The organism is Winogradskyella flava, assembly GCF_014243395.1.
GTDB classification, from domain to species: domain Bacteria; phylum Bacteroidota; class Bacteroidia; order Flavobacteriales; family Flavobacteriaceae; genus Winogradskyella; species Winogradskyella flava.
The window spans coordinates 317,260-342,131 of the sequence record NZ_JACLCP010000002.1 but is presented as its reverse complement, the minus strand read 5'-3'; the positions used below and the strand labels follow the sequence as shown (position 1 = coordinate 342,131).

General features: G+C 34.6%; 21 protein-coding genes. 9 read left to right on the top strand and 12 right to left on the bottom strand.

Annotated features, from left to right (window positions below; all coding sequences use genetic code 11):
• Positions 1–5 precede the first annotated feature (5 nt).
• From H7F21_RS08605 to H7F21_RS08595, 3 genes are read left to right on the top strand one after another with little or no spacing between them, the layout of a single operon-like run.
• Positions 6–341, top strand: coding sequence for a hypothetical protein (locus H7F21_RS08605; RefSeq protein WP_185788862.1), 336 nt, complete (start codon positions 6–8; stop codon positions 339–341).
• Positions 341–1,171 (top strand): N-formylglutamate amidohydrolase, encoded by an 831-nt coding sequence (locus H7F21_RS08600; RefSeq protein ID WP_185788861.1) that lies wholly within the window; start codon positions 341–343, stop codon positions 1,169–1,171. The genes H7F21_RS08605 and H7F21_RS08600 overlap by 1 nt, the downstream gene beginning before the upstream one ends.
• A complete protein-coding gene (locus H7F21_RS08595; RefSeq protein ID WP_185788860.1) occupies positions 1,171–2,331 on the top strand; it encodes a peptidase MATCAP family protein in 1,161 nt (386 codons plus the stop codon). Before H7F21_RS08600 ends, H7F21_RS08595 begins: the two co-directional genes overlap by 1 nt.
• A gap of 400 nt (positions 2,332–2,731) precedes the next feature.
• Here the strand turns inward: H7F21_RS08595 and H7F21_RS08590 are convergent, their stop codons facing one another.
• The 4 genes from H7F21_RS08590 to H7F21_RS08575 all read right to left on the bottom strand — a co-directional run bounded on the left by H7F21_RS08590 (position 2,732) and on the right by H7F21_RS08575 (position 9,750).
• The gene (locus H7F21_RS08590) at positions 2,732–4,846 is read right to left on the bottom strand and encodes a DUF4139 domain-containing protein (protein ID WP_185788859.1); all 2,115 of its coding nucleotides are present in this window, start codon (positions 4,844–4,846) and stop codon (positions 2,732–2,734) included.
• Between the two features lie 364 nt (positions 4,847–5,210).
• Positions 5,211–5,633, bottom strand: coding sequence for a thiol-disulfide oxidoreductase DCC family protein (locus H7F21_RS08585; RefSeq protein ID WP_185788858.1), 423 nt, complete (start codon positions 5,631–5,633; stop codon positions 5,211–5,213).
• Between the two features lie 22 nt (positions 5,634–5,655).
• A complete protein-coding gene (locus H7F21_RS08580) occupies positions 5,656–7,539 on the bottom strand; it encodes a tetratricopeptide repeat protein (protein ID WP_185788857.1) in 1,884 nt (627 codons plus the stop codon).
• 45 nt (positions 7,540–7,584) lie between these two features.
• Positions 7,585–9,750: an endonuclease MutS2 gene (locus tag H7F21_RS08575; RefSeq protein ID WP_185788856.1), complete on the bottom strand. Its 2,166-nt coding sequence runs from the start codon at positions 9,748–9,750 to the stop codon at positions 7,585–7,587.
• Between the two features lie 106 nt (positions 9,751–9,856).
• On the opposite strand from H7F21_RS08575, the gene H7F21_RS08570 reads away from it, so the two are divergent.
• The gene (locus H7F21_RS08570) at positions 9,857–10,531 is read left to right on the top strand and encodes a uracil-DNA glycosylase (RefSeq protein ID WP_185788855.1); all 675 of its coding nucleotides are present in this window, start codon (positions 9,857–9,859) and stop codon (positions 10,529–10,531) included.
• Positions 10,532–10,852: 321 nt separating this feature from the next.
• On the opposite strand, the gene H7F21_RS08565 is transcribed toward H7F21_RS08570, so the two are convergent.
• The 5 genes from H7F21_RS08565 to H7F21_RS08545 form a co-directional block, all read right to left on the bottom strand.
• Positions 10,853–11,707 carry a substrate-binding domain-containing protein gene (locus tag H7F21_RS08565; protein ID WP_185788854.1) on the bottom strand — a complete coding sequence of 285 codons (855 nt, stop codon included), beginning with the start codon at positions 11,705–11,707 and terminating at the stop codon, positions 10,853–10,855.
• A 29-nt stretch (positions 11,708–11,736) separates the two neighbouring features.
• Complete coding sequence (locus tag H7F21_RS08560) at positions 11,737–12,609, bottom strand: nucleoside phosphorylase (protein WP_185788853.1); 873 nt, start codon at positions 12,607–12,609, stop codon at positions 11,737–11,739.
• The gene (locus H7F21_RS08555) at positions 12,599–13,543 is read right to left on the bottom strand and encodes a DUF1835 domain-containing protein (RefSeq protein WP_185788852.1); all 945 of its coding nucleotides are present in this window, start codon (positions 13,541–13,543) and stop codon (positions 12,599–12,601) included. The genes H7F21_RS08560 and H7F21_RS08555 overlap by 11 nt, the downstream gene beginning before the upstream one ends.
• 4 nt (positions 13,544–13,547) lie before the next feature.
• Positions 13,548–13,877, bottom strand: a complete 330-nt coding sequence (locus H7F21_RS08550) for a translation initiation factor (protein WP_185788851.1) — start codon at positions 13,875–13,877, stop codon at positions 13,548–13,550.
• 65 nt (positions 13,878–13,942) lie between these two features.
• Positions 13,943–14,893: an isopenicillin N synthase family dioxygenase gene (locus H7F21_RS08545; protein WP_185788850.1), complete on the bottom strand. Its 951-nt coding sequence runs from the start codon at positions 14,891–14,893 to the stop codon at positions 13,943–13,945.
• Between the two features lie 148 nt (positions 14,894–15,041).
• Here H7F21_RS08545 and H7F21_RS08540 point away from each other — a divergent pair, with 148 nt between their 5' ends.
• The 3 genes from H7F21_RS08540 (at position 15,042) to H7F21_RS08530 (ending at position 20,299) form a co-directional block, all read left to right on the top strand.
• The gene (locus H7F21_RS08540) at positions 15,042–17,042 is read left to right on the top strand and encodes an alpha-ketoacid dehydrogenase subunit alpha/beta (RefSeq protein WP_185788849.1); all 2,001 of its coding nucleotides are present in this window, start codon (positions 15,042–15,044) and stop codon (positions 17,040–17,042) included.
• 125 nt (positions 17,043–17,167) lie between these two features.
• Complete coding sequence (locus H7F21_RS08535) at positions 17,168–19,486, top strand: T9SS type A sorting domain-containing protein (RefSeq protein WP_185788848.1); 2,319 nt, start codon at positions 17,168–17,170, stop codon at positions 19,484–19,486.
• A gap of 399 nt (positions 19,487–19,885) precedes the next feature.
• The gene (locus H7F21_RS08530) at positions 19,886–20,299 is read left to right on the top strand and encodes a 3D domain-containing protein (RefSeq protein ID WP_185788847.1); all 414 of its coding nucleotides are present in this window, start codon (positions 19,886–19,888) and stop codon (positions 20,297–20,299) included.
• On the opposite strand, the gene H7F21_RS08525 is transcribed toward H7F21_RS08530, so the two are convergent.
• Positions 20,296–20,862: an ExbD/TolR family protein gene (locus H7F21_RS08525; RefSeq protein ID WP_185788846.1), complete on the bottom strand. Its 567-nt coding sequence runs from the start codon at positions 20,860–20,862 to the stop codon at positions 20,296–20,298. The genes H7F21_RS08530 and H7F21_RS08525 overlap by 4 nt on opposite strands.
• 136 nt (positions 20,863–20,998) lie before the next feature.
• Here H7F21_RS08525 and H7F21_RS08520 point away from each other — a divergent pair, with 136 nt between their 5' ends.
• Together H7F21_RS08520 and H7F21_RS08515 are read left to right on the top strand one after the other, a co-directional pair.
• Entirely contained in the window at positions 20,999–22,507 is a 1,509-nt protein-coding gene (locus H7F21_RS08520; protein WP_185788845.1) for a DEAD/DEAH box helicase, read from the top strand.
• Between the two features lie 150 nt (positions 22,508–22,657).
• The gene (locus H7F21_RS08515) at positions 22,658–23,347 is read left to right on the top strand and encodes a hypothetical protein (protein ID WP_185788844.1); all 690 of its coding nucleotides are present in this window, start codon (positions 22,658–22,660) and stop codon (positions 23,345–23,347) included.
• On the opposite strand, the gene H7F21_RS08510 is transcribed toward H7F21_RS08515, so the two are convergent.
• Positions 23,337–23,897 (bottom strand): pseudouridine synthase, encoded by a 561-nt coding sequence (locus H7F21_RS08510; RefSeq protein WP_185788843.1) that lies wholly within the window; start codon positions 23,895–23,897, stop codon positions 23,337–23,339. The genes H7F21_RS08515 and H7F21_RS08510 overlap by 11 nt on opposite strands.
• Positions 23,897–24,709, bottom strand: a complete 813-nt coding sequence (locus H7F21_RS08505; RefSeq protein WP_185788842.1) for a DUF1853 family protein — start codon at positions 24,707–24,709, stop codon at positions 23,897–23,899. Before H7F21_RS08505 ends, H7F21_RS08510 begins: the two co-directional genes overlap by 1 nt.
• Between the last annotated feature and the right edge of the window lie 163 nt (positions 24,710–24,872).

The window sequence follows — 24,872 nt, the reverse complement described above, 5'->3', positions numbered from 1 at the left end:
AACAGATGAAAACAATCGACTGGACAAGAGATGAGCTTGTAGCCTACATTTTGTTGTTTGCAGCTAATTCAGATTTTAAGGAAGATAACAAAGAGCGTAATGTGATTATTTCTAAGGTAGATATGGATACCTTTCAAGAAATCCATGATGAATTTGATAATGATAACGATTATCAAGGCATACAAAAAATCATGACGAGTTTACGACAGCATAATTATGATAAAGACGATGTTGAAATTCTAATGGCAGATATTAAGATCTTGTTCTTTTCTGATGGCGAATTCAATATCAATGAGCGAAATATGCTTAAATCCCTAGAACGTTTATTTAAAACATTATAATGCAAAGACTAAGCGTTGATCAGATAATAACTAGGATTCAAAACGAGGAGACCTTTCATGCGGTTTCCGATGATTATTCATTTACACTTAAGATAGATAAGTACGTGCATTATGCATGTGCTGCTGTACATAATGGTCATCAGTTTAGAAAAAATCTTTGGGATAATTGCTTACATTCTGAATACGACAGATGGTACGAGGAAGATCCTGAAACCAAGACTATGGTGATATCTCACCCAATCTTAATCGCAGGATGCGATTCTCGATTTGAATACGACCTGAATCGGGATCCTGACAATGCCGTTTTTGATACGGCCTGGGGAAAGGAGCTTTGGAAGAATCCACTATCAGAATCAGAAAAAGAGAAGAGTTTACAAAAGCACACCAATTTTTATAAAGTAGTACATGCGCTAATTTCAAAACTTGAGGAAAAGTTTGAAGTCGGCATTGTATATGATATGCATAGCTATAACTGGCAGCGTTGGGATAGGGAAGTGCCAACTTGGAATTTAGGAACGTCTAATATAGACAATGATCGTTTTGGCGACCAAGTGGAATCTTGGCGACAAACTTTGGCTAGTATTGAATTGCCTAATGATATTAAGAAAACGGCTAAAATCAATGATACTTTTCAGGGCAATGGATATTTTTTAAAATACATTACCAAAAACTTTAAGAATACCTTAGTTTTGGCAACTGAAATTGCAAAAGTCTACTGTGATGAATACAAGCAGATAAACTACCCGGAAGTGGTGACTGCCGTAGAGAAACAATTGAAAACGCTTTTGCCTAAACATGCCATCGAATTTTATAATAGGTTTAAAGCGTAATGTCCCAAATTAAAACAACACAAGAGTATCAAGATTTATTTGATATCGATGCCAATCTTAATCGATTAGTCAAGAATATTGAATTACTCAATTATATCAATCCCCTTAACATAGCTTCAGAGAAGAAGAAATTCTACGCCTCAAAGTACAATTATGAGCCAGAATTTAAATACCGAAAGGTGAGATTCAACGGCTATAAATTGCATCGTTTATTTTTTTCACAACGTTTAGAACGCATAGAAGATGATGATATTAGACAATTGTATGAAGATATCATTTACGAATATTCGGGTTTAATTGAGTGCATAGAAACTATTGGTCAAGGTAGGAAGTTCTATTTCAACAGCCTGAAAAGTTTCGGAACACCTACCGAAAAGGATATTGAGAATGCTAAGTTTATTCTTCGTTTTGACAATTCTGAATTTAATGAAGAAATGCTTCCCATGTATAATTCAGCAGAAGCAAAGGACTATTTTGAAGAATTTTCCAAACGCTACGATTTTAAATACAATATAAAGATATCTAATAACCTTTCTGCGGCAGCTATGGTACTGAATAATACACAGACCTTAGTGTTAAGAAAAAGTCATAAGTACAGTTTAAATCAGTTAAAGGTATTATCTAACCACGAAATCGGTGTGCATATGGTGACGACATTCAATGGATTGGAGCAGCCACTGAAAGTATTTTCAAATGGCTTTCCAAATAATGTGGAAACGCAAGAAGGTTTGGCTGTGTATTCTGAATTCATGAGCGGTTGCTTAACCATAGAGCGATTAAAGGAATTAGCGTTTAGAGTAATTGCCGTGGATAGTTTAAATAAAGGCTATAGTTTTTCTGATACTTTTCATTTATTGCATAATCAGCATAAACTCAACAGAGATAAGGCATTTGTTATAACATTGCGTGTACATCGCGGTGGTGGTTTTACTAAAGATCATTTGTATTTAAGAGGTATAAGAAACATTTATAAATATGCAAAATCAGGAAATGATCTTGGTGTATTGTTAACTGGTAAAGTAAGTCAGGAATATATACCTACTATGAATAAACTTATTGATTTGGGATTGGCTGTTATACCAAAATATTATACGGACGCTTATGTCGATAATGATAATACCAATCCTAATTTGGACTTCATTCTAAAGAGCTTGAAGTAGATCAAGCACTATCTAAATATTATGCTGTCACCTCGAGCGCAGTCGAGAGGTCTAGATTTATGAACTGCTTATTGTTTCGACTACAAACGACCAGACATTTTTAGAAGCATGAGAAAAACAAAACCTCAAAGCTAAATGTTTCTGCTTATCATCTTTCAACAATACTAAAATAAAGTTAGACTTGCTTCATTTTAGAATCCGATTCGTTCCCAACTAACTGAAGTTAGGGTCGGACTAAAAGCATCTTGCTTTGAGGTTTATAAGACCAACTTGCTCTAAAACCATTACCTGTGATAATCTTGAATGTCATTTTGAATTTATTTCAGATTCTTGAATAAATTCAGAATGACAAACGTTTTTATATGGTGTTGTTCTTTAAATAAATAATGATTTCATTTGATTAAAGATTAACACGTTTTCCTCTAGGGTACTTTATGGAGTAGGAATGCTCCACTTTTTCTATTTCACCTGGCTTTAGGTTGAATTGCCATTTTAATATGCCCTTATCCTTATCGTAGCTGGATGTTCCAGTTTCGATATCATCTAATCTAATATCTCTATTTTGGGCGATTGGAATTCGATCTACTAAAGTTAGTTGTGCATTGGCTAGCTTATTGTTTCTAACCTCTATTTCAAAGCCTTTATAGACCACTTTATTGTTGCCAATTAATGTTGTCTTCTTATAGTCCTTGCGCTGCGTTCTCTTGACCACAATATTTGGATCAACACCTAGTGAAATGGTTAAGCTATCTGTTGTCGCTCCAGGATTTATGTTGGTTTTACCAGAATAACTACCCTCAAAATAAACATTAGCTTCCGCTGGTAGTAGGTTGTATTGTTCCCAATTTCCAATTTTGGCTGTTAAAAAGACGTTTTCGTTTAGAACTGGTGCGGCAAAGTAATCGTATTGGGCTGGCACACTAAATTTATCAATTTCAATTACGGTAACATCACCATCGGACGGAATGGAATAGGCTTTATCGATTTCAAAACGTGTATTGGTGATGCCTGTTTCCACTACAACTCCTAAATCATTAACTCTTCTTTGAGTGGAGTTTCCTGTATTGATAATTATGACACCATTGGCAGCTCGATTGCCATAAAGTGCTGTAGCCTGGCTATCTTTCAAAACCTCTATGGATTCTATGCTATCTGGATTAATTTTGCTTGCTGCATTTGCTTTTACCGGAATACCATCTACAATATATAGGATGTTACTTTTGCTTTTCAAAGACCTGGCTCCTCTAATGGTCACACCTGCTGCTTTACCATATAAACTACTAACAATATCTTCAGAGCTTACTGAAGATACTGCATAAGACGAATTTCCTGAAGAAGTACCATATCCCACGACCACAATTTCATCAAGTGCTACCATATTCTCATTCATTGCTATATTCATAATACTAGAATGTACTGGCAAAGTCTCGGTTTCAAAGCCTACATACGAGTAGGTTAGATATTTCTCACCATTGGTTTTAAGCGCATATTTTCCATCGAAGTCCGTTGTAGTGCCATTAGATGTTCCTTTTTCAATAATATTCACACCAGGTAATGGAAGACCATCAGAAGCAGATGTTACAACACCTTTTACGGTCTTAACCAGTGGATTGTATTTGTAGTTATAGTTTCTTGTAGCACGCTGTGATTGATAATTGCTATAAGCACTTATAAAATTTAAATACTTAGGATTAACAATTGGCTTTTCATTATTAGTATTCGGATCACTTGTGGACAGTGTGAGTTTTACATCGTTCCAATCGCAACCAGAATTTTGAAATATATGCGCTTTATATTCTAAATTTATAGGGCTGTTTATTTGTTCTGCTTTAAGATCATAAATAGGAAACCAACCTGCATTTTTAATATTATAAGTGATTTTTAAATCTAGTGACTCAGCCTTTTTCGTATTGAGCTTCAACTTTATTTCACCAGTCTGAACTTTTTTATCAACATTAAATTCAGAGAGTTGTTTTTTAATGTCATTTTGCTGCTCTTCAAAGGTTTCGACCTTTTTATTGGACTCATGAATAGAAATTTTCAATTGGGTGATCCGTTCTCTATAGTATTTAGCAAAGTTTTTAAGTTCTTCTAGATTAACGACTTCATTTTCATTGCTTAAACGTTTGTTGCTTTTAATAAGATCTATTTCTTCGTTGTATCCAGAAACCAAATCATATTCGGTTTGAATGCTGTCGTCTAATGATTTTAATTGCTGCCTTAGATTGGTGATGGAATCTGTTTGTTTCTGCTTGGACAAATAATTGATACCGTAATTTATTGATAGAATTGTGGCATCTTTTAATCCAGAAATTTGGATGCTACTTTCTTCAATATGTGGTGATAAGCCATTGAATATAAATTCAGTCGTACCAGACTTAAGATCAATGTTTGCCATACGATTGATTTCTGCACCATCAAGATAGACGGTTACATTGGTGATTTTACTTGATTTTTGGGCACTGACAATTGTCACAAAGCATAAAGTAATCAGAAATTGAGATAGCGTTTTCATAACGGTTATGTTTAGTTTAAACCAAAACTATTGCGAATCGATAGGATGCTAAACCAAGAATGAGTAAAATAAACTGTGGGTTAAGTAAACTATGTTTTTGGGTTAGTAGGCGCCATGTATTCTTATGCACCTCATGGATATTATCTGCACTTTTAACTTTTTAAACAATTATAAATGGTCTTATATCGAGTTTTTTTATTCTGACCTAGAGGATGTTCTATTTTTGAATAAACAAAATTATGTGCTATTAACAAATTCGTTATTTTCCCTCAAAAGCGAATTTCGATTTTGTTTAGATTAAATTAGTTTTAAGTAAGTTGTTAATTTAGAAAAGCCTTTTAGAATGGATGCTAAAAGGCTTTTTTTATTCAAGGAATTTAGATTTTAACTCTGGAGTAGGTATCATACACGCATCTTTTTTTCCATACCATTTATAACGGTTTTTGGCAACATAGTTGTAAACCCAATTTCTTATGAAGACTGGAACAATGAAAAAGACGGTCATTAGGTTGGAAGGAAAATTTAGCCTTTTAGCAATATGCAAAGCTGCTGAGGATTTATGATAAATTCTTCGTTCTTTAGCCTTATAAAGAATAATAGAGTCTGTCTGTACAGTATCTATATTGAATTCATTAATTATTGTCTTGCCAATATCGCTTTGTAAAGGCGCAAATAAAAACAGATTCTTTTTATCGCGTTTTATTACATAAAGCACGCTACTATTGCAGAGATTGCAAACGCCGTCAAACAGTATTAATTGCTTATCATTTGGGATAATGTCTACCACAATACAAAGATAAGTCTTAGGCTTATAATGTATTTAAAAATTGCGTTAAATCGGCTTCCTTGCCCAAAGCGAGTTTGTTTTTAAGTCTGTATTTCGATTTTTTCACGCTATCTGGTAACACATTGAGCATCGCAGCAATCTCTTTAGTAGAAAGGTTCATTCGTAAGAATGCAGCCAGTCTAATCTCTTTGTCCGTTATTTCTGAGGTGATCCTTTTTAGTTTAAGGTCAAAATCACTGTGAACTTCGGCAAAGTAGGATTTAAATGTTTCCCAATCCCTATCCGTTGCGTTTTCGCGTTTAAGCAATGCAATGAGTCTTTTGGATTCGGTATTGAAAAGTTTAGGATCTTGTTTTATACGTTCTAAACTATCCTGAATTTCTTGCATAAAGGTCTTCTTTTGGACTAAGTGCAGCGTTTGTGACACCAACTCGCGCTGTTTAAAGTCTATCTTTTGCTTGTAGATTTCGGTTTCCTTTTCGTGAGCTATGCGACGTTTTTTTATGCGTTGTTTAAATAAGAAATAAGTAAGAGCGGCAATAACTATAAAAGCAACCATTCCAACACTATAAAGGATATTTTTTAAGTTGCTTATCTCAACTTCTTTATTCAGGGTTTCTATCTCTTCATCTTGCAAAGCGAGTTCAGCTTCTTTTTTTTCTGTCTCATGAATAATTTGAAGCTCATTTATAGTATTACTTTGTTTAATGTTATATAAACTATCACCGGATTGTTTGAACTTTTCAAAGTAGAATAACGCATTCTTAGTATCAGATTTTGCTTTATAGATTTCATACAAATTGCGATAACCGCTATTTATATTATCATAAAGCTCTTTGTCAGAAGCTAATCGTAATCCATCATTTGCAAATCTCAGTGCTTTGTTTAATTTACCTTGTTTTCGGTATATCAATGCTAGGTCTAATAGAGCTGACGATTCACTTAGATTATTATTAATTTGTTGAGAAATGCTTCTACTCTTTAAGAGTACCCTTTCGGCTTCTTTAAATTTATCTTGTTTAATATGTAATTCCCCTAAAAAAGCCAAAGCCGCAGCTTCTTGATAATCCATAGAGTTTTTATTAGCAATTTTTATGGCTTGGTTAAAATAAAAACTTGCACTATCTGCGACCACAGGCTTAGATTTTAAATATGCTACACCTAAATCTCTGTATGCAATGGATAAAAAATAGTTATCATTATATTTTTTGTAAAGACTAATACATTCATGAAAATTCTTGATGGCTTGTTTAAAATCTCCTTTATAGTGTTGTATACTTGCAAGTGTTCTTATAGCATCTGTATATCTTAACGTGTCTTTTAATTCCTTAAACATTTCTGCTTCCCTCAATGTATATTGAAGTGCTAATAAGAGTTGTCCTTTTTCAAAGTAAACACTGCCTCTGAGCCCTGTAGTATTTGCTAGTTGCAAAGAATCGTTTGCTGTCTTAAAGTGACTTTCTGCAATATTGTTATAATATAATGTACTATCATATTGTGATTCATCTTTAAAATTAATAGCCAGGTTATAGTACATTAAGCCTATTCTATAATCGTCACTATTTGTCTTGTAAAATTTTAAAGCTTTTTTATAGGCTTTGTTTGAGTTCTTATAATCTGAAGTATTAGAATATGCAATACCCAATCTTTGATAGGCTCTCGCTTCACCTTTTGCAAATCCAATTTTTTTTGAAACCTCTATGGCGTCTTTTGCATATTTTATGGCATCAGGAGGATCACTATATGCTGTCAATCCCCAGAGCTGGTCAAGATAGGTGACTCTTAAGGTGTCTAGTTTGGAAGTTTCAAGCTTTTTTAAAAGAGATACAATTTTCTCTTTATTTTGAGCTTGCGCGCAGTAGACTGTACAAATAATAAATAATGAAAGACGTAAAAACTGATTCATTTTCTTAGTGGTTAGGCAGCACTAATTTAATGATAAAAGTTCAATTTACTTTTTAGCTTCTACAAGCTCGAGGAGGTCTAAGTTAGCATTGGTGGTAAACATGCCATAGTTAACCGTCGCTTTTCCTTTTTCAATTCTATCAATACTACCAATGGCTCTACCATCATGCATGCGCACGCGATCACCAACTTTTAGGATAGGTTTGGGTTTCTCAATAACAACTTCTTTTTGCTTGGCTTCTTTTTTCTTTTTACGAATTACTGCAACCTTTTTCTCAGCTTCTTGCTGTATCTGCTTTTCTTTAGCTTTCTCAGCTTTTTGCTGCTTCGCTGATAATTTTTTACGTTTAGAATTTTCAATTTGCACTAAACGGAAAAGCTCGGCCATTAACTCGCGTTTTTTCTTATTATTCTGAAATTTTTCTGCTAAGTCATTCACTTTCTGGCCTAAGTATATTAAGCGTTGGTTACTATCGTATAATTCTTGATAGCTTTCCAACTTCTTTTGAATCTTAGCGTTAGTTTCTTCGAGTTTCTCTGCTTCTGTAAGCTTCTTTTTTTCGTTGGCCTTAAGGGACTGTTCCGTTTTTTCCAGTCTACTTCTTTGCTTTTGCAATTTTGCTATAGTAGCATCAAATCTTACCTTACCACGTTCAATCTTCTTTTTAGATTTGTTTATTAGACTGTATGGAATACCATTTTTTTGTGCCACTTCGAATGTAAAGGAACTACCAGCTTGGCCTGTAACTAATTTATACATGGGTTCTAAGCTACGCTCGTTAAACAACATATTGGCATTTTGCATATGAGGTAACTCATTAGCTAATAGTTTCAGATTGGAGTAGTGGGTTGTAATGATTCCGAATGCTTTTCTATCATAAAACACTTCCAAGAATGTTTCTGCCAATGCACCGCCTAGCTCTGGATCACTACCAGTTCCAAATTCATCGATTAAGAATAAGGTCTTGTTGTTGACCTTTTTCAGAAAATAATTCATCTGTTTTAAGCGGTAACTGTAGGTACTTAAGTGGTTTTCAATAGACTGATTGTCTCCAATATCGGTGACGATTCTGTCAAACAAGCACACTGTGCTTCTTTCATGGACTGGAATCAGCATGCCGCTTTGTAACATAACCTGCAAGAGCCCAACAGTTTTTAAGGTAATACTCTTACCACCAGCATTTGGCCCGGAAATAACAATTATTCTATTGTCTTTGTTTAATCCAATAGTTTGAGGACAGGTTTTTTCACCTTTTTCCTTATTAGTTAAATAGAGGAGTGGATGGTAAGCATCTCTTAGGTACATACTCCTATCATCAGTAATTTCTGGTAAAATGGCATTCATGCTTTTAGCATATTTTGCCTTAGCAGAAATAATATCAATCCTAGTCAGAAACCCTTGATAATCATTTAAAAGCGGAAGAAAAAGTCGGATATAATCTGTTAACTCTTTTAGAATTTTAATGACCTCTTCCTTTTCCTCGTATTCTAAATTATTAAGCTCACGTGTATGCTGTAGTGTAGTTTCAGGTTCTATATAAACGATACTTCCAGTCTTACTGCCACCCATTATAGCGCCTTTGACCTTTCTGCGATACATGGCCTTAACAGCCAAAACACGTCGATTGTCAACAACAGACTCTCTGATGTCATCTAAATAATCCAAGCCGTGATACCTCGTAAGCGCTGAGGAAAAACTACTGTTAATCTTTCCTTTTAATTTATTGATGTCACGCCTAAGTACTGCCAGTTCTGGAGATGCATCATCCTTAATATCACCAAACCGATCGACAACAGCATCTACCTGTTCTATTATTGAGGTTGTTATTTCGATATGCTGACTGTATTGCTGAAGCTTGGAGTAGTAGTCCTTAAATTTCTCGAGGAATTTTACAATACTATTGGCTGTTAGAGATATACTAATGAGTTTCTGTAGACTTTGAACTTCTAGATAGGTGTTTTCAATCTTTAGAAGTTTTAATTCTTTGGATATAGGTTCGAAACCATGATTTGGAATACGGTTATCATTATCAAAAGACGATAAGTATTCATGCACATAATCCAATTCACGAATAAGTTGAGTTTCTACCTCAATAGGAAGTACAGTCAAAACGGCTTTCTTTCCTAAAGCTGTAATGGTATGTTCACTTATTTGTTCTAAAACCGTAAAGAATTCAAGATCTTTAAGGGTTTTTTCGTGAATCCGTATCATGGACTGAAGTTCGTTTTAAAGTTGCAAATTTAGTTTAAATGTTACGATATGCCTAACGTGTATTTTTAGCATTGTAATCCTTATTTTTGAATAAACTTTATTGTTCATGAATGTTGACATACACGACAGTTGGAAACCATATCTACAACCAGAATTCGAGAAGTCTTATTTTAAGGGTTTGGCAGAATTTGTAAAATTAGAATATAGAACTCATAAATGTTTTCCAAAAGGTTCACAAATTTTCAATGCTTTTAACCATTGCTCTTTTGATGATGTAAAGGTCGTTATTATTGGTCAAGATCCCTATCATGGTGTCGATCAGGCCAATGGGCTTTGTTTTTCTGTTAATGATGGCATTGCACATCCTCCATCTTTAATTAATATCTTCAAAGAGATTGAACAAGACTTAGAAATTCCTTATCCAACTAGCGGAAACCTAATACCTTGGGCAGATCAAGGTGTATTGTTGTTAAATGCTACTTTGACTGTAAGAGCACATCAAGCTGGTAGTCATCAGAATAAAGGCTGGGAACTATTCACTGATGCAGTAATACAACTTATTAATCAGCAAAAACAAAACATAGTCTTTTTACTTTGGGGTGGTTTCGCTAAAAAGAAAAAGAAATTAATAAATACTGCGCAACATTTTATTTTAGAAACAGGTCATCCATCTCCATTAAGTGCTAATAGAGGATATTGGTTTGGCAATAAGCATTTTAGTAAAACTAACTCCCTGTTGGCGCAAGTTGGCGTTTATTCAATTGATTGGGAGCTAAAGTAGCTGTTGCTACTGGCTTACTTTCACGTATAACGGGTGGCTTTATATCATCGACCCTTTTTGTGTTTTTATTACAGCTAAATATCAGTAATAAAAAATTGAGCGCTACTAAAAAAGATAAAATCAGAACAATGTTTAAAATCATATTGGTTTCTGTGATGAATAGCAAGCTGTATAAACAAAGTTAATTAAATTTTCCACATACCGAAATTATTCAACTACAAACTGTAAGACTTTACGCTATTATAGCTTAAAGTCGATTGGTATTAAAATAACAATTGAAGTTGAGTTATACTCAATTAAAGATCAAAATCTATAAGACTCTTAAAGTTTGTGAGTTAACTCGGAATAATCAACTTTCTTAGGGATAATATCCAAACTAAGAAGTTGGTCTTGCACATTATTTATGGTTTTTTCATCAATTATATCTTGAGACCATTCGGTAAGAGAAAGCCATTCTTGTACGTCCCCTAACTCTTGTTCATAGCGATTGGCAATGGTTCTATCAATACTTGGAATAGATTTAAATTCTGAAGTAGTTTGATTGATTATATCTAGTATCGTCTTTAAGTCATCCTCACTATTTTCAATAAACTCATTTCTAACTGCAATGACAAAGCAAGGCCATGGAGACGGGCAATTACCAATTCTTCTGAAAACACCATCATCAACCAAGGGTTTGGTAGTAAATTTCTCCCACATAAAATAATCAGCTTCATCATTGGAGAGACCTTCAATAGCACCATTAAGGTTTTTGATGACTTCAAAGTTTAGATCTGTGTCTAAGTTCCAATTGTGGTTTTTTGCATTAATGTAAGCCATTAAATGGGAGCCCGAACCATAACGACTTATAGCAGCTCTTGTACCTTTAATATCTTCGATGGATTTGAATTTTGAATGGTCTGCAACATGAATACCCCAAATCAATGGCGTTTCAACAAAGGTCTGCACAATTTTTGAGGGATTTCCTGCGATGATGTCTTTTATAATTCCTTCTGTAAGAATAACGGCTATATCAATTTCTCCAGAGCGCAGGGCTTTGCACATTGCTCCAGTACCACCATGATAGTCGTGCCACCTCAAATTAATGTCTTCTGCTTTATACTCACCGTTTTTTAGCGTCAAGTACCAAGCTAAATTAAAGTGCTCAGGAACACCACCTATATTTACTTTTTTCATATTTGCTTCCTATGAAATCAAGGGTCTAATTATATGTTAACAATGCGCTCAAGGGCATATAAAATCAACTTTTCTACGGTTTTCTTCGGATTCTTGCTGAAGTCGCCTGTCGCTCTATTGGCAATTATGGCATTGAGCGATAAGGCTTCATGTCCTAGTAACTTTGAAAGTCCATAAATAACCGAAGTTTCCATTTCAAAGTTAGTTATTCGGAAATCCTTATAACTGAAACTATCAAGTTTGGCGTTTAGCTTAGCGTCATGTAATGGTAATCTCAAGACACGACCTTGAGGGCCATAAAAACCACCTGCAGTGCCAGTCATACCCATAAAAACCTTTTCACTTTCAAAATATTTTTCTAAATACTTACTATTGTTAATGATAATAGGTCTCGCTTTGTTTTTGTCCCAACCAGTATGTGCAATAAACGCATCTTCAATGTCTGGATTACTGATTCCCTTAATTTGATAAAAATGCAACATACCATTGACGTCCAATCCATGGGTACTTACTAAAAAAGCATCAACAGGAATATCTGCCTGGAGTGAACCAGAAGTTCCAATTCTTATAATATTTAAGCTTGTAAGCTGCGTTTTAGGTTTACGTGTTTTTAAGTCAATGTTTACGAGAGCGTCTAACTCATTTAATACAATATCAATATTATCAGGACCAATACCTGTAGAAAGAACCGTAATTCTTCGGTCTTTGTAGTAACCTGTTTGTGTCTTAAACTCACGCTTTTGAGTGCTGAATTCAATACTATCGAAATGTGTCGTTATTTTTTCAACACGATCTTGATCTCCAACAAAAATGATAGTCTCCGATATATCCTCTGGTTTTAGATTTAGGTGATAAACGCTACCGTCTGGATTCAGTATTAGTTCTGAGTCTTTAATTGACATGAAATATTGTTTTAACTAGTTTGTTCTGTTCTACACTGAACTGAAAAGCTAAACGGTCAACGCCTCCATAGATCATATTATTATTTAGTTCTGAAGCAAAATTATGTTGTCTTAACAGCGCCTCATGACCTTTTCTATTGAGTTTTAGGCTTGTTTCCGTTTCTTCAAAAAATATGCTTAGCCTCTCAATGAGTCGTCTATGTTGTGTGTCTCCGAAACCATAATATCCTTGATAATTAAGGCTGTATCCCAATAAATGATGCTTTGATTTTATGTCCTTATCCCTTACTATCCGAAGTATATTATCTTCAAGAACGCTTAGTCCACTTTTCTGGTGAGGGAAACGCTTTAAGTGTGCTTTAAGGCAATTGCTCATGTATCTAAAGTTGGATTTTGTAACAATATATGGTTTAAGGATATTGTGGTCCTTGCCGCAATAGGTTCTCCAAAGTGTCACTGCTAATTCTTTGTCTTTATCTGTTAACAATATTTTATTCTTGTAGTGACTCAAAAGATGTTCTGGAGATAACTCACCAAGACCTTTTAGGTTTTTTTCGCCTTCAACGCGTCCGCTGCAAATGAGGTAAAGGGGTTTGTCGATTTCTTTTTGATGGAGCAAATTAATTACACCGAGAAGATTAATGTGGCAAAAGAGATCGTATTCAAACCAAAGATTAATTTCGGTATAGTCTTCAGCATTGTCAAGTTTTTTTAGCTCATCCTGAAGCTCATTTTTATTTACTTCAATATCATAAAACTCCTTTAGGAACTGACTTCTAATTTCAAAAAATTCATCAGAATCAATTTTTGGAATTATAGGTCCCTCACATAGCATTTCTTGCCATGTCAATATATCATCTTTAAAATCAAGTTCTCTGAGATAATCCGTTAGTACATTACCATTAGTGATGTGGAGAATATTCTTTTTTTTCATAAAATTAACCGCCTACACGTTTTACGTTGAACCCTTTGCTCTTAAGAATAGTCATAATTTTGTCACGATAATCACCTTGTATAATAATTCTATCATCTTTAAAACTACCACCTACACTGAGTTTTGTTTTTAATTCCTTGGCAAGCTTTTTAAAATCTTCCGTTGCACCTGTATAACCTTCTAGTATTGTTATTGGTTTCCCTTTTCGCTTTTCGTATTTGCAAATAATGGGCTCGTCTTGAAGCCAAATATCGCTTTTCTTGTCGCTGACATCATTTGATGTGCCCGATACATGGTCTGGAAATAAATTTTTTAACTGATCTTGTAAATCCATAATGTTAGGTTTCAGTCATAATTTTCAGTGGCAATACGAATTTGCCGAGAGATTACGTCAGAATTCTATTTTTTAATTAGTCCTAATTCTACAAGGCGCTGGTTCAAAAATTCACCAGCAGTAATATCTTCGAACTGTTTTGGATTGTCTTCGTCAATACAACTCTCTAAAACATCTAATTTCATTTCACTGATTGGATGCATAAAAAAAGGAATGGAATATCGTGATGTGCCCCAAAGCTCTCTCGGTGGGTTTACAACACGATGTATGGTGGATTTTAATTTGTTGTTTGTATGTCTGGATAACATGTCACCCACATTGATCATTAATTCATCTGGTTCTGCAATAGCATCTAACCATTCACCATCATGACGTTGTACTTGTAACCCACGCCCTTGAGCACCCATTAAAAGCGTGATGAGATTGATATCTCCATGCGCAGCAGCTCTTACGGCATTTTTAGGTTCTTGAGTGATAGGAGGATAATGGATTGGTCTTAATATAGAGTTTCCATTATGGATGTAGTCATCAAAATATGTTTCTTCCAAATCCAAATGTAAAGCCAACGCACGGAGTACATATTTGGCAGTTTTTTCTAACATTCGGTAAGTCTCTTTCCCAACTTCATTAAATTGGGAGAGTTCTTTGACTTGAACATTTTCAGGATATTCCTTTCTTCGCTCTTCATCATCCTCAACATATTGTCCAAAATGCCAAAACTCCTTTAAATCTCCTTCCTTTTTACCTTTTGCACTTTCTTTGCCAAAAGACACATAGCCTCGTTGACCGCCGATTCCTGGTATCTCATAGCTTTCTTTCACTTCTAGTGGAAGGCTAAAAAAGTTTTTTACTTCGCCGTATAAATTGTCTACAAGCGCATCATCTAAGAAATGCCCTTTTAAAGCCACAAAACCTATATCTTGGTAAGCTTTTCCTATTTCATCGATAAACTTTTGCTTTCTATTTGGGTCTTCTGAAAGAAAATCCTTTAAATCTACGCTAGGTATTCTATCCATTGGAATTTTATTTAATTTTAAGTCAATATACAAAAGTAACTAAAATAGTGGTAAAAAATTGAACATCATTTACGGACAATATAACGATGTAATGCCACTATATTGATGCATTTTATTTACATTTGAATCAATACAGAAACACGAACTTATGCCTACCATAACTAAAAGTAACATAGACTACGATAAGCGCAATTTAAGTGATAAGACGCTACTGCAACTTTATTACAACATGCTTAAACCTCGATTAATTGAGGAAAAGATGTTGATCCTATTGCGACAAGGTAAAATTTCCAAATGGTTTTCTGGTATTGGGCAAGAAGCGATTTCTGTTGGAGTCACTATGGCATTAAAGCCAAGTGAATATATTTTGCCTATGCACAGAAATCTAGGCGTATTTACTACTAGGGAGATTCCATTGCATCGTTTATTTTGTCAATGGCAAGGAAAGGCAAGCGGTTTTACAAAAGGTCGGGATCGTTCTTTTCATTTTGGTACACAAGACTACAATATTGTTGGTATGATTTCTCATTTAGGACCACAGCTCGGTGTTGCAGATGGTATAGCCTTGGCCAATTTATTAAAAAACAACGGTCAAGTTGCCGCCGTCTTTACTGGTGAAGGTGGTACAAGCGAAGGTGATTTTCATGAAGCACTTAATGTAGCTTCAGTCTGGCAGTTACCTGTGATTTTCTGTATCGAGAATAATGGTTATGGGCTTTCGACACCCACAAATGAGCAATACCATTGCAAGCATCTGGCGGATAGAGGTAAGGGCTATGGCATGGAATCCTTTATCCTAGACGGTAATAATGTTATCGAGACCTACACCAAAGTTAAGAAGCTGGTCGAAAGTATTAGAAAACGACCAAGACCGATTTTAATAGAGTTCAAAACATTCAGGCGCAGAGGGCATGAGGAGGCAAGTGGTACTAAATACGTTCCAAAGGAATTGATGGACGAATGGGAAACCAAGGATCCTATAGAGAACTTCAGAAGTTACCTTTTTAGTAAGAAGATTTTATCTCCAGTGATTGATGAGCAATATGTTTCTGAAATTAAAGCTGAAATTGATACTGCTTTGGAATCAGCCTATGCTGAAGAAGATATTATCCCTAATGAAACTATTGAATTAAATGATGTTTATAAAGATTTTGAATATCAAGATATTAAACCAAGTTCAAAGGTTAAAGAATTACGTTTGGTTGATGCTATTTCTGAAAGCTTAAAACAATCTATGAATACTCACAAAGATCTAGTGATTATGGGGCAAGATATTGCCGAATATGGTGGTGTTTTTAAAATTACAGAGGGTTTTGTTGAGCAGTTTGGAAAAGAGCGGGTACGTAATACACCAATTTGTGAATCTGCCATAGTCGAAGTTGCTATGGGCTTATCTATTGCAGGTATGAAAGCAGTGGTAGAAATGCAATTCTCTGATTTTGTCACTTCTGGATTTAACCCTATTGTCAATTATTTAGCGAAGTCCCATTATCGATGGTCACAAAATGCTGATGTTGTGGTTCGGATGCCATGTGGCGCTGGTGTGGCTGCAGGACCATTTCACTCACAAACAAACGAAGCTTGGTTCACAAAAACTCCCGGTTTAAAAGTAGTATATCCGGCATTTCCTTTTGATGCCAAGGGCTTGCTGGCCACAGCGATAAATGATCCGAATCCAGTATTGTTTTTTGAGCACAAGGCACTATATAGAAGTATACGCCAAGATGTGCCAGCAGATTATTACACTTTGCCATTTGGAAAAGCTTCAGTTTTAAAAGAGGGAAATTCCGTAAGTGTTATCACTTATGGCGCAGGCGTACATTGGGCACTAGAAACTTTAGATAATAATCCTGACATTTCTGCTGATATCATTGATTTAAGGACACTTCAACCTTTAGATAAGGAGACCATAATAAATTCCGTAAAAAAGACAGGAAGAGCCATTGTTTTACAAGAAGATTCTATGTTTGGCGGTATTGCTAGTGATATTTCTGCTATGCTCGTTGAAGAATGCTTTGAATATTTAGACGCACCTGTTAAACGTGTAGCTAGCATGGAAACTCCAATTCCCTTTGCTATGCAGCTCGAAAACCAGTATCTAGCAAAAGGTAAATTCGAAAGCACTTTAAGAGATTTATTAAGTTTTTAATTCTTGCATATTACTGCACTTTATCCGATATATTTGCTTTTTATCTATTGTTAATGAAGTCTTAAAATTTTATTATTCTAAATCTATTTCATAGTATTATTTTTAGGCATAAAATATTAATAGCTATGAAATTTAGACTACTTCTTTCGTTTTTACTAACAACGACATTCGCATTTTGTCAAATTATTCCTGAAGAGGTTAAACCACCAAGTTGGAATATTTCTGATTTACCTTCAGTAAAACCTTATAAACTTCAATCTTTTGATTTAAAAAAACTTCAAGATGAGGATAAGATTAATGATAAAGACAAATCCATTCCTTGGCGTTTTGGACAGGATATTTATGTAGACCATAATTTTAATGATGTGGGAATTTGGACTACTCTAGAAAATGGCGATCGCATTTGGAGAATGTCTTATGAATCATTGGGAGCTCATACTATAAACTTTATGTTTGATGCATTCTGGATACCTGAGGGTGCTAAATTATATGTTTATAATGATGAAAAGAATGATCTTTTAAGACCATTTACACATCATAATAATAACGCAGAAGAAGTTTTAGGTACTTGGCTTGTTAATGGCGAAAAGGCGTGGATAGAGTATTATCAACCTGCTAGCGTAAATGGACAAGCCAGAATTACAGTAGGTTCTATTATTCATGGTTATCGCACAGCAGAAACCTTTCAAAAAGCACTTAATGATTCCGGTGCTTGTAACCATGATGTGGATTGTGATATAACACCCTTAGGCGCAGACCCTTTTGACATAAATACAAGAAAAGAGGAAGTGAAAAAAGCAGCAGGAATGCTAGTAACTGGAGGAAATGGTTTTTGTTCTGGAACACTTGTTAATAATACCAGTAATGATGGTACGCCATATTTTATGACTGCTAACCATTGTAGTGGTGGTGAAGCGAGTTGGGCATTCAGATTCAATTGGAGAAGTCCTAATCCATCATGTGGTACTTTTACAAATAGTACTAATGGTTCATTTAACCAAACAGTTAGCGGCTCTATAGTCAGAGCGGCAAGTTCTGAATCAGATATGGAGTTGGTAGAAATTACTGATGCAAGTTTCTTTAATAATAATCCAGATATTGTGTGGGCTGGATGGAACAGATCTACAACCCAAACACCCCAAATCAATTTTGGTATACACCATCCTAGGGGAGATATCCAGAAAGTTTGTAGAGACGATCAAGGTGCAACTCGTTTTATAACGGGATTTAATGGTAATCCTACGACAGAGATGTGGAGAATTGCAGACTGGGATTTGGGAGTTACAGAGCCAGCATCTTCGGGTTCTGGACTTTTTAATGAAAATGGGCATTTAATTGGTATGTTATCAGGGGGGAGTGCAGCATGTTCTGGAACTAATGATAACGGTGGATTTGATGTCTATGGTCGTTTCGGTGTGGCATGGGATTTTGGAGGTTCACAAGCATCGAGATTACGGGAATGGCTAGACCCCGGAAATACAGGAGCCATGACATTAGATATCTATCCAGCTTTAGAAACATTTGATAATGATGCCTCAGTAAGCATTGGTTCAGGAAGTGAAACTGAGATATGCGGCGAGGATTTTATGCCACAAGTTACATTAATAAATAGGGGAGATTTAACTCTTACTTCGGCAGATGTTACTTATTCCTTTGATGGAGGAACGAATACTAATGTGACTTGGACAGGATCTTTGGCATCTAGCGAACAGGAAGTTGTTGCCACACCAACATATGGTAATTTAGCTTCAGGAGCACATACTTTTACGGTCTCAGTATCAAACCCTAATGGTGTTACTGATGAAAATACTTCTAATGATACATTCGTGTTTAATTTTGAAGTTAGTCCATCATACACTACATCAACTGTTGTATTTAATATACTTACGGATGATTATGGCGACGAGACTGCTTGGAGTCTCTTGGATAGCTCAGGTTCTATTATTGCTAATGGTCCTTCATTACCTTATGCTGATAACACATCTTACCAAGAAACAATAACTTTACCTATAACGGACGATTGTTACACGTTTATAATTTCTGATTCTGCCGATGATGGTATTTGTTGCGGTTATGGTATTGGCAACTACAATCTTCAAGATGGGAACGGGAATTTTATCATCAATTCTAGTGGTGATTTCGGTTCTTTAGAATCTGTATTGTTTAATGTTGAAAATCCTTTAAGTGTCAATGAGTTTGGATTGAACAACTTAGTTGGTATTTACCCGAATCCAGTAACTGATAGTTTGCATATTGTACTCAATCATTTGAATGAGGATCTAAATTACGAGATTTTCAATACACTTGGTCAACAAGTATCCAAGGGTAATCTGGAAGCAAATTTGTCACATACATTGGATATGTCTCAACGAGAAAGTGGAATTTACTTTATTAAGCTAAGTAGCGCAACAAGTAGCTTTACAAAGAAAATTGTAAAGAACTAATTGGCAATAATTTCTAAAAAATAAAAAACCAATACAATATTGTATTGGTTTTTTATTTTAACCTAATTGGGAGATGAATCCAATTCATAATTTAATAGTTTCTAAGTCATCATCTAAACTATTAGATGTATTGACAATTTTAGACAAAGTTCTCATAATTGATTTGATTTAATGATTGATGAAATGCGTTATTATCTATAACGTCTTTTGTTGTTCCAAGTAAAACTTTTTGTTTCTTTCGATGTACTTGATAATTGATTGCTGTTTAAAGTTCTCATGATTTTCGTTTTTTAATTGATTTATACTTAATAGACGATGAAGAAATAGAAATGTTACAGTACTGTGTATTGCATAGTAATGATTTAACAAATTTTAACTATAATAAGTATCTTTATAGCAATGAGGAGAACAATATGCTATTTATGGTCATTGCTAGCTTTACTCTATTGTTGTAATACTAGAGTAGGTGTGGAATGCGTGCCAAAAAGATTTGAAGTTACAGCTACAGCATACAATTCATTAGAATATCAAACCAATTCTAATCCTAATATAACGGCTTTTGGAGATAGTTTGAGACCAGGGCTGAAATATATTGCTGTATCAAGGGATTTGTTGGATTCTGGTTTGGTTCATAATACTAAAGTGAGACTTGAAGGTTTTGATGGCTCATTTACGGTCAAAGACAAAATGAACAAACGTTGGCGAAAGCGTATTGACATTTATATGGGAAATGATGTGTATAAAGCAAAGAAATGGGGCAAAAAAAAGATAAACATAGAATATTGTGTTCCTGTAACGGATTCTATTGATTAATCGCGCTTCACCATCACTGCCGAAACTATAAATGGATAGGCTTTTTTCACAATTCTTAATTCTTCATTGTTTACATGATTAAGCGCCTTATTGAATTTCAGTTTAATGTAATGTTCTCTTAAATCGTAATACGCCTTTGTAATTTCATCTTGTACTGAAATGAATAGCTGATATTTGGTCTGTGCGTCATGGCTTAATGAAATAACAGCTTCTCTTGGATGATCCGATGATTCAGGTATTTGTTCACCCGCACAATAATCACAATTAGCTTTACCGTTATTATCAACAAAGGCCTTTACTATTTGTTCCACTTCTTCTAGTTTGACGACTTCATCCTCGATAAAAATTTCTTGATTTCGGTTTAAGCTAATCCTCAGCAGGTTACGCTCGGCAACATTATCACCACAATGACTGCCTGGAGGGCAATCAGTTGGTAATTGTCTTAAAATACCTTTATCGGCAGAAATGGTCGTGGTCACTAGAAAGAAAATAAGTAACAAAAAGGCAATGTCTGCCATGGATCCTGCGTTGACCGTCGCAGAATGTCTTCGAAATGATTTCATAATGTAAAGATTTAAAATGTTAATAGTTTTTAAGGCTCAATAACAGTACCAATCTTGTTAAAGGTTATTAACAATTCATTCCAAAAACACTAACAATATGCTATTTTTGCAAAATTAACCTTGGAGGGAATAATTTATGTCAGTAGACACGCTTAACGAAACTGTAACAGAGAAACGGCTTTACGATTACCAAATCAAGGACCTTAATCGTATTTTTGATGTAATGCAAGAAGAATCTGATGATTTCAACTTGCTGTACCAATTACCGACAGGCGGAGGGAAGACTGTTATTTTTTCTGAAATAGTTAGGCGATACATAGAAAAGCACAATAAGAAAGTAGTCATCCTAACACATAGAATTGAGTTATGCAAGCAAACCTCTAATGTACTTTCCGGTTTCAAGGTTAAGAATAAGGTTATTAATAGTAAAGTCAAGACCTTACCAGACCAAGACGAATACCAATGCTTTGTGGCCATGGTAGAGACCTTGAATAATCGCCTATCTGACAAAGATTTTGTGTTAAAAAATGTAGGATTAGTAATCATAGATGAAGCGCATTATAACTCTTTTAGGAAGCTCTTTAAGTTTTTTGAGCACTGTTTTATCCTTGGTGTTACGGCGACGCCTTTAAGCAGTAATATTAAATTACCAATGAAAGACAATTATAACAAGTTGATCGTTGGTGATGATATCTCGACATTAATAAAAAATGGGTTTTTAGCAAGTGCAGATGTATATCACTATGATGTAGGACTAACAACTTTAAAGATTGGTATTAATGGCGATTACACGGTAAAATCTTCTGAAGCACTTTACACTAATAGTTTAATGCAATCTAAGCTTTTAACAGCTTACGAGGAATTAGCCAAAGGGAAGAAAACACTAATTTTTAATAATGGTATTTATACCTCAAAAGAGGTGCATTATACATTTAAGAAAGCTGGATATAATGTAAGACATTTAGACAATACGGCTAACAAGCAAGAGCGTAAGGATATTTTAAAATGGTTTAAACACACACCAGATGCGGTCTTGTCTTCAGTAAGTATATTAACAACAGGTTTTGACGAACCATCTGTTGAGTCTATTATTCTAAACAGGGCAACACGTTCTTTGACCTTGTATTTTCAGATGATTGGACGTGGAAGTCGTATTTATAAGGATAGAAAAACCTTTCAAGTTATAGATTTAGGTAATAACGTCGCACGTTTTGGACCATGGAGTCAGCCAGTAGACTGGCAACACATTTTTAAATATCCAGATTTGTATCTTGAGAATATTGTTGACGATGAATCCCTAGAGCGTGATTTTGTTTATGTAATGCCAGACACATTAAGGGAAAAGTTTGAAAAATCTGAATCTCTTGATTTTGATATTAAAGCAGAATATAATGATGTTATTGGCTCTGGCCAAAAGTCGTTTGCAGTTATTGAACGTTCCATAGCTCAACATTCCAAGATTTGTATAGAGAATAGTGAGGACGTTTATGATGCTAGGGATTTGACGAAATTGCTTCAAGATGAAATAGCGTATCGTATCAAGCAATATTGTTATTGTATAATGAATAGTACTCAAAACTATAAAGATTGGCTTTTCGAAGAATATAACCGTAAGTTGCGCATAAGCTTCAATGGGAAGTTTTAACGTTTTTTTGTAAGGAATTATAGTTTTATACGTTTATTTTGAAGCAGGGTATGGTTTTTGTACCACAAGTTTATAAACAAAACCTAGTCTAAAACACAAGTGAAAACCTTTAATCTCATATTAGTTCTATGCTGCTTTTTATGTAGCACCATGGTTTTTTCTCAAGAAAAAAAAGTCAAGGACAAAGAGAATAAGTCTATTCGGATTCCTGCTGAGCCTTCAAAAAAGAAAAAAGACTCTACACCAGTTAAGATCAAAGTAGCTCCGAAGCTAGATAAAGATGTGGATAAATCTAGTGGTAAATCAGAAGAAAAAAAGAAATTTGTTTTTAAAGAGTCTGAAAAGCCATTTTCTATGACGGATGAGGATGGTCTCAAGAATCCTGGAGAAATTTTTGAAAAACGTTGGAACAAAGAACTTGAAAAGGGAGGCGTAATAAGAACAATGTCTGACCAATTTCTTGGCGAACATCAAGTTGATACCAAGTTTGTTAATATCATTTGTAGAGATCATGAATATGCTGATGGAGATCGCGTTAGAATTTATATAAATGATGTTATAATAAAACAAAACCTAGTGCTCACTAATAGTTATAGACGTGTGCAGGTGGACTTGGCTCAAGGTAAAAATACTATTGAAATAGAAGCTTTAAACCAAGGAGAATCTGGGCCAAATACGGCAGAGTTTGTAGTCTATGATGACCAAGGAAACCTTATATCGTCTAAGGAGTGGAACTTGCTAACTGGTGTTAAAGCCATCATTGTGTTTAACAACGAAAAAGTTGTGATTAAGCCAAAATCTTCTGAAGAAGAAAATAAAGACGAAGCTTCTAACAATTAATCTCCATCACATCTGTGGACAGCATTCGTCCTAATTTGTAGTCTCCAATCCTAACTCTTACTAATCTTAATGTGGGAAACCCCACCTTAGCAGTCATTTTTCTGACCTGTCTAAACTTACCCTCATTTAGAATCATACTAAGCCATGACGTAGGTCCATGGTTTTCATTTCTCACAAAACGTTCTTCGATATGTGAAGTGTCATTCAGTATCTTTACTGGGCAAGGTTTAGTTATATAAGGTTTTCCATTTACGGAAATCTCTAAACCTTGTTGTATTTCATATATAGCTTCTTCCGTAATTAAACCATCGACCATAACATGATATTCCTTTTCGATTTTAGAACTTGTAATATAATTACTGAACTTGCCGTCTGTTGTAAGTAATAGTAAGCCCTCGGATTTTTCATCAAGTCTGCCAACGGCCATTATCCCATCTGGAAAATCATAAAATTGATTGAGAAGTTTTTTATTACGCCGTCTATTCTGATTATTAACGAATTGACTCAAATAACCATAAGGTTTGTATAATTTGTAATATCTATGCTTCATCACCACCATGTTATAAAGCATTTCATTAATTCGTTTTTTTCATTTTTCAACCAAGCCATTGATGATCGTTGTTGTTCAATTTGTTCTTTAATGCGCATTGTGGCAGTTTTAAAATTTAACCAAGTCACATTATCACTAGGTGTCACTAACCACTCCAGCTTATCAGGTATATAAAATTGAAACATTTCTAAAGCTTTAATTTTGGCGAAAGGTAGGTAAAAGCCTGAAATACAATTTTTGTTTAGAGGCTCTACACAAATGTTTTGTTTTCCGAAAGGTAAAAATAATTGTGCCTTGAAACAAACACACTGTTTTATAGACTCAGTATGTATAAAGGATTTCAATGACGCCTTGGTTTCATTATGGTAGAGTAGTGGTAGCTGTTTGTTCTTTAGCTTATCTAACTTATAAGTTAAACTATCGTTTCGATTTGGCCCTATCCAATAATCGAATGTATTTGCGGATACTTTAGAGGTATCATACAGGTAAAACTTATAGACGATTTCAAGATGGAAAGGTTGCTTATCTTTTAAGAATAAGAGATCTAATTCTCCAATAGTTTGTTTACCAATTTTAATCTGCAAATTTTCTTCAATGATATTTACATTTGATTGCTGTTGAAGTTGAAAACTCACAAATTGCTCTACCCATTTTCCTAGACGTAGCTTTTTATCTTCAGTTTTTGGTTTGAATTTTTCAGAAGTTTCGGGTACAACAAACTGCTCCAAATGCTCAACACTATTGCGCTTCCAAAGCAATGAGGTGTTTTGGAAACCATCGAACATATAGTGGTAACTTATGTTTTTATTCAAGTATGAAAATTTTCAATGATTGGATTTCAAAAATATTGAAAACCTAACTTATATCTTATTTTTTCTTTTGAAGCAAGGTTACCTTCAATGTTGTAAGTTTCATTGCTGTACCCAATTACGTTCATTAACACGAGGTAGGGCAACGTATACGCCTTAATTTGAT

Bases quoted from the DNA above. Each gene is read 5' to 3' on its own strand.
- H7F21_RS08600 (WP_185788861.1), top strand. From the start codon at position 341: ATGCAAAGACTAAGCGTTGATCAGATAATAACTAGGATTCAAAACGAG.
- H7F21_RS08525 (WP_185788846.1), bottom strand. From the start codon at position 20,862: ATGAAATCATTTCGAAGACATTCTGCGACGGTCAACGCAGGATCCATG.
- H7F21_RS08580 (WP_185788857.1), bottom strand. From the start codon at position 7,539: ATGAATCAGTTTTTACGTCTTTCATTATTTATTATTTGTACAGTCTAC.
- H7F21_RS08545 (WP_185788850.1), bottom strand. From the start codon at position 14,893: ATGGATAGAATACCTAGCGTAGATTTAAAGGATTTTCTTTCAGAAGAC.
- H7F21_RS08540 (WP_185788849.1), top strand. From the start codon at position 15,042: ATGCCTACCATAACTAAAAGTAACATAGACTACGATAAGCGCAATTTA.
- H7F21_RS08515 (WP_185788844.1), top strand. From the start codon at position 22,658: ATGGTTTTTTCTCAAGAAAAAAAAGTCAAGGACAAAGAGAATAAGTCT.
- H7F21_RS08530 (WP_185788847.1), top strand. From the start codon at position 19,886: ATGAGGAGAACAATATGCTATTTATGGTCATTGCTAGCTTTACTCTAT.
- H7F21_RS08605 (WP_185788862.1), top strand. From the start codon at position 6: ATGAAAACAATCGACTGGACAAGAGATGAGCTTGTAGCCTACATTTTG.
- H7F21_RS08555 (WP_185788852.1), bottom strand. From the start codon at position 13,543: ATGAAAAAAAAGAATATTCTCCACATCACTAATGGTAATGTACTAACG.
- H7F21_RS08565 (WP_185788854.1), bottom strand. From the start codon at position 11,707: ATGAAAAAAGTAAATATAGGTGGTGTTCCTGAGCACTTTAATTTAGCT.
- H7F21_RS08535 (WP_185788848.1), top strand. From the start codon at position 17,168: ATGAAATTTAGACTACTTCTTTCGTTTTTACTAACAACGACATTCGCA.
- H7F21_RS08575 (WP_185788856.1), bottom strand. From the start codon at position 9,750: ATGATACGGATTCACGAAAAAACCCTTAAAGATCTTGAATTCTTTACG.
- H7F21_RS08520 (WP_185788845.1), top strand. From the start codon at position 20,999: ATGTCAGTAGACACGCTTAACGAAACTGTAACAGAGAAACGGCTTTAC.
- H7F21_RS08590 (WP_185788859.1), bottom strand. From the start codon at position 4,846: ATGAAAACGCTATCTCAATTTCTGATTACTTTATGCTTTGTGACAATT.
- H7F21_RS08595 (WP_185788860.1), top strand. From the start codon at position 1,171: ATGTCCCAAATTAAAACAACACAAGAGTATCAAGATTTATTTGATATC.
- H7F21_RS08570 (WP_185788855.1), top strand. From the start codon at position 9,857: ATGAATGTTGACATACACGACAGTTGGAAACCATATCTACAACCAGAA.
- H7F21_RS08510 (WP_185788843.1), bottom strand. From the start codon at position 23,897: ATGAAGCATAGATATTACAAATTATACAAACCTTATGGTTATTTGAGT.
- H7F21_RS08560 (WP_185788853.1), bottom strand. From the start codon at position 12,609: ATGTCAATTAAAGACTCAGAACTAATACTGAATCCAGACGGTAGCGTT.
- H7F21_RS08550 (WP_185788851.1), bottom strand. From the start codon at position 13,877: ATGGATTTACAAGATCAGTTAAAAAATTTATTTCCAGACCATGTATCG.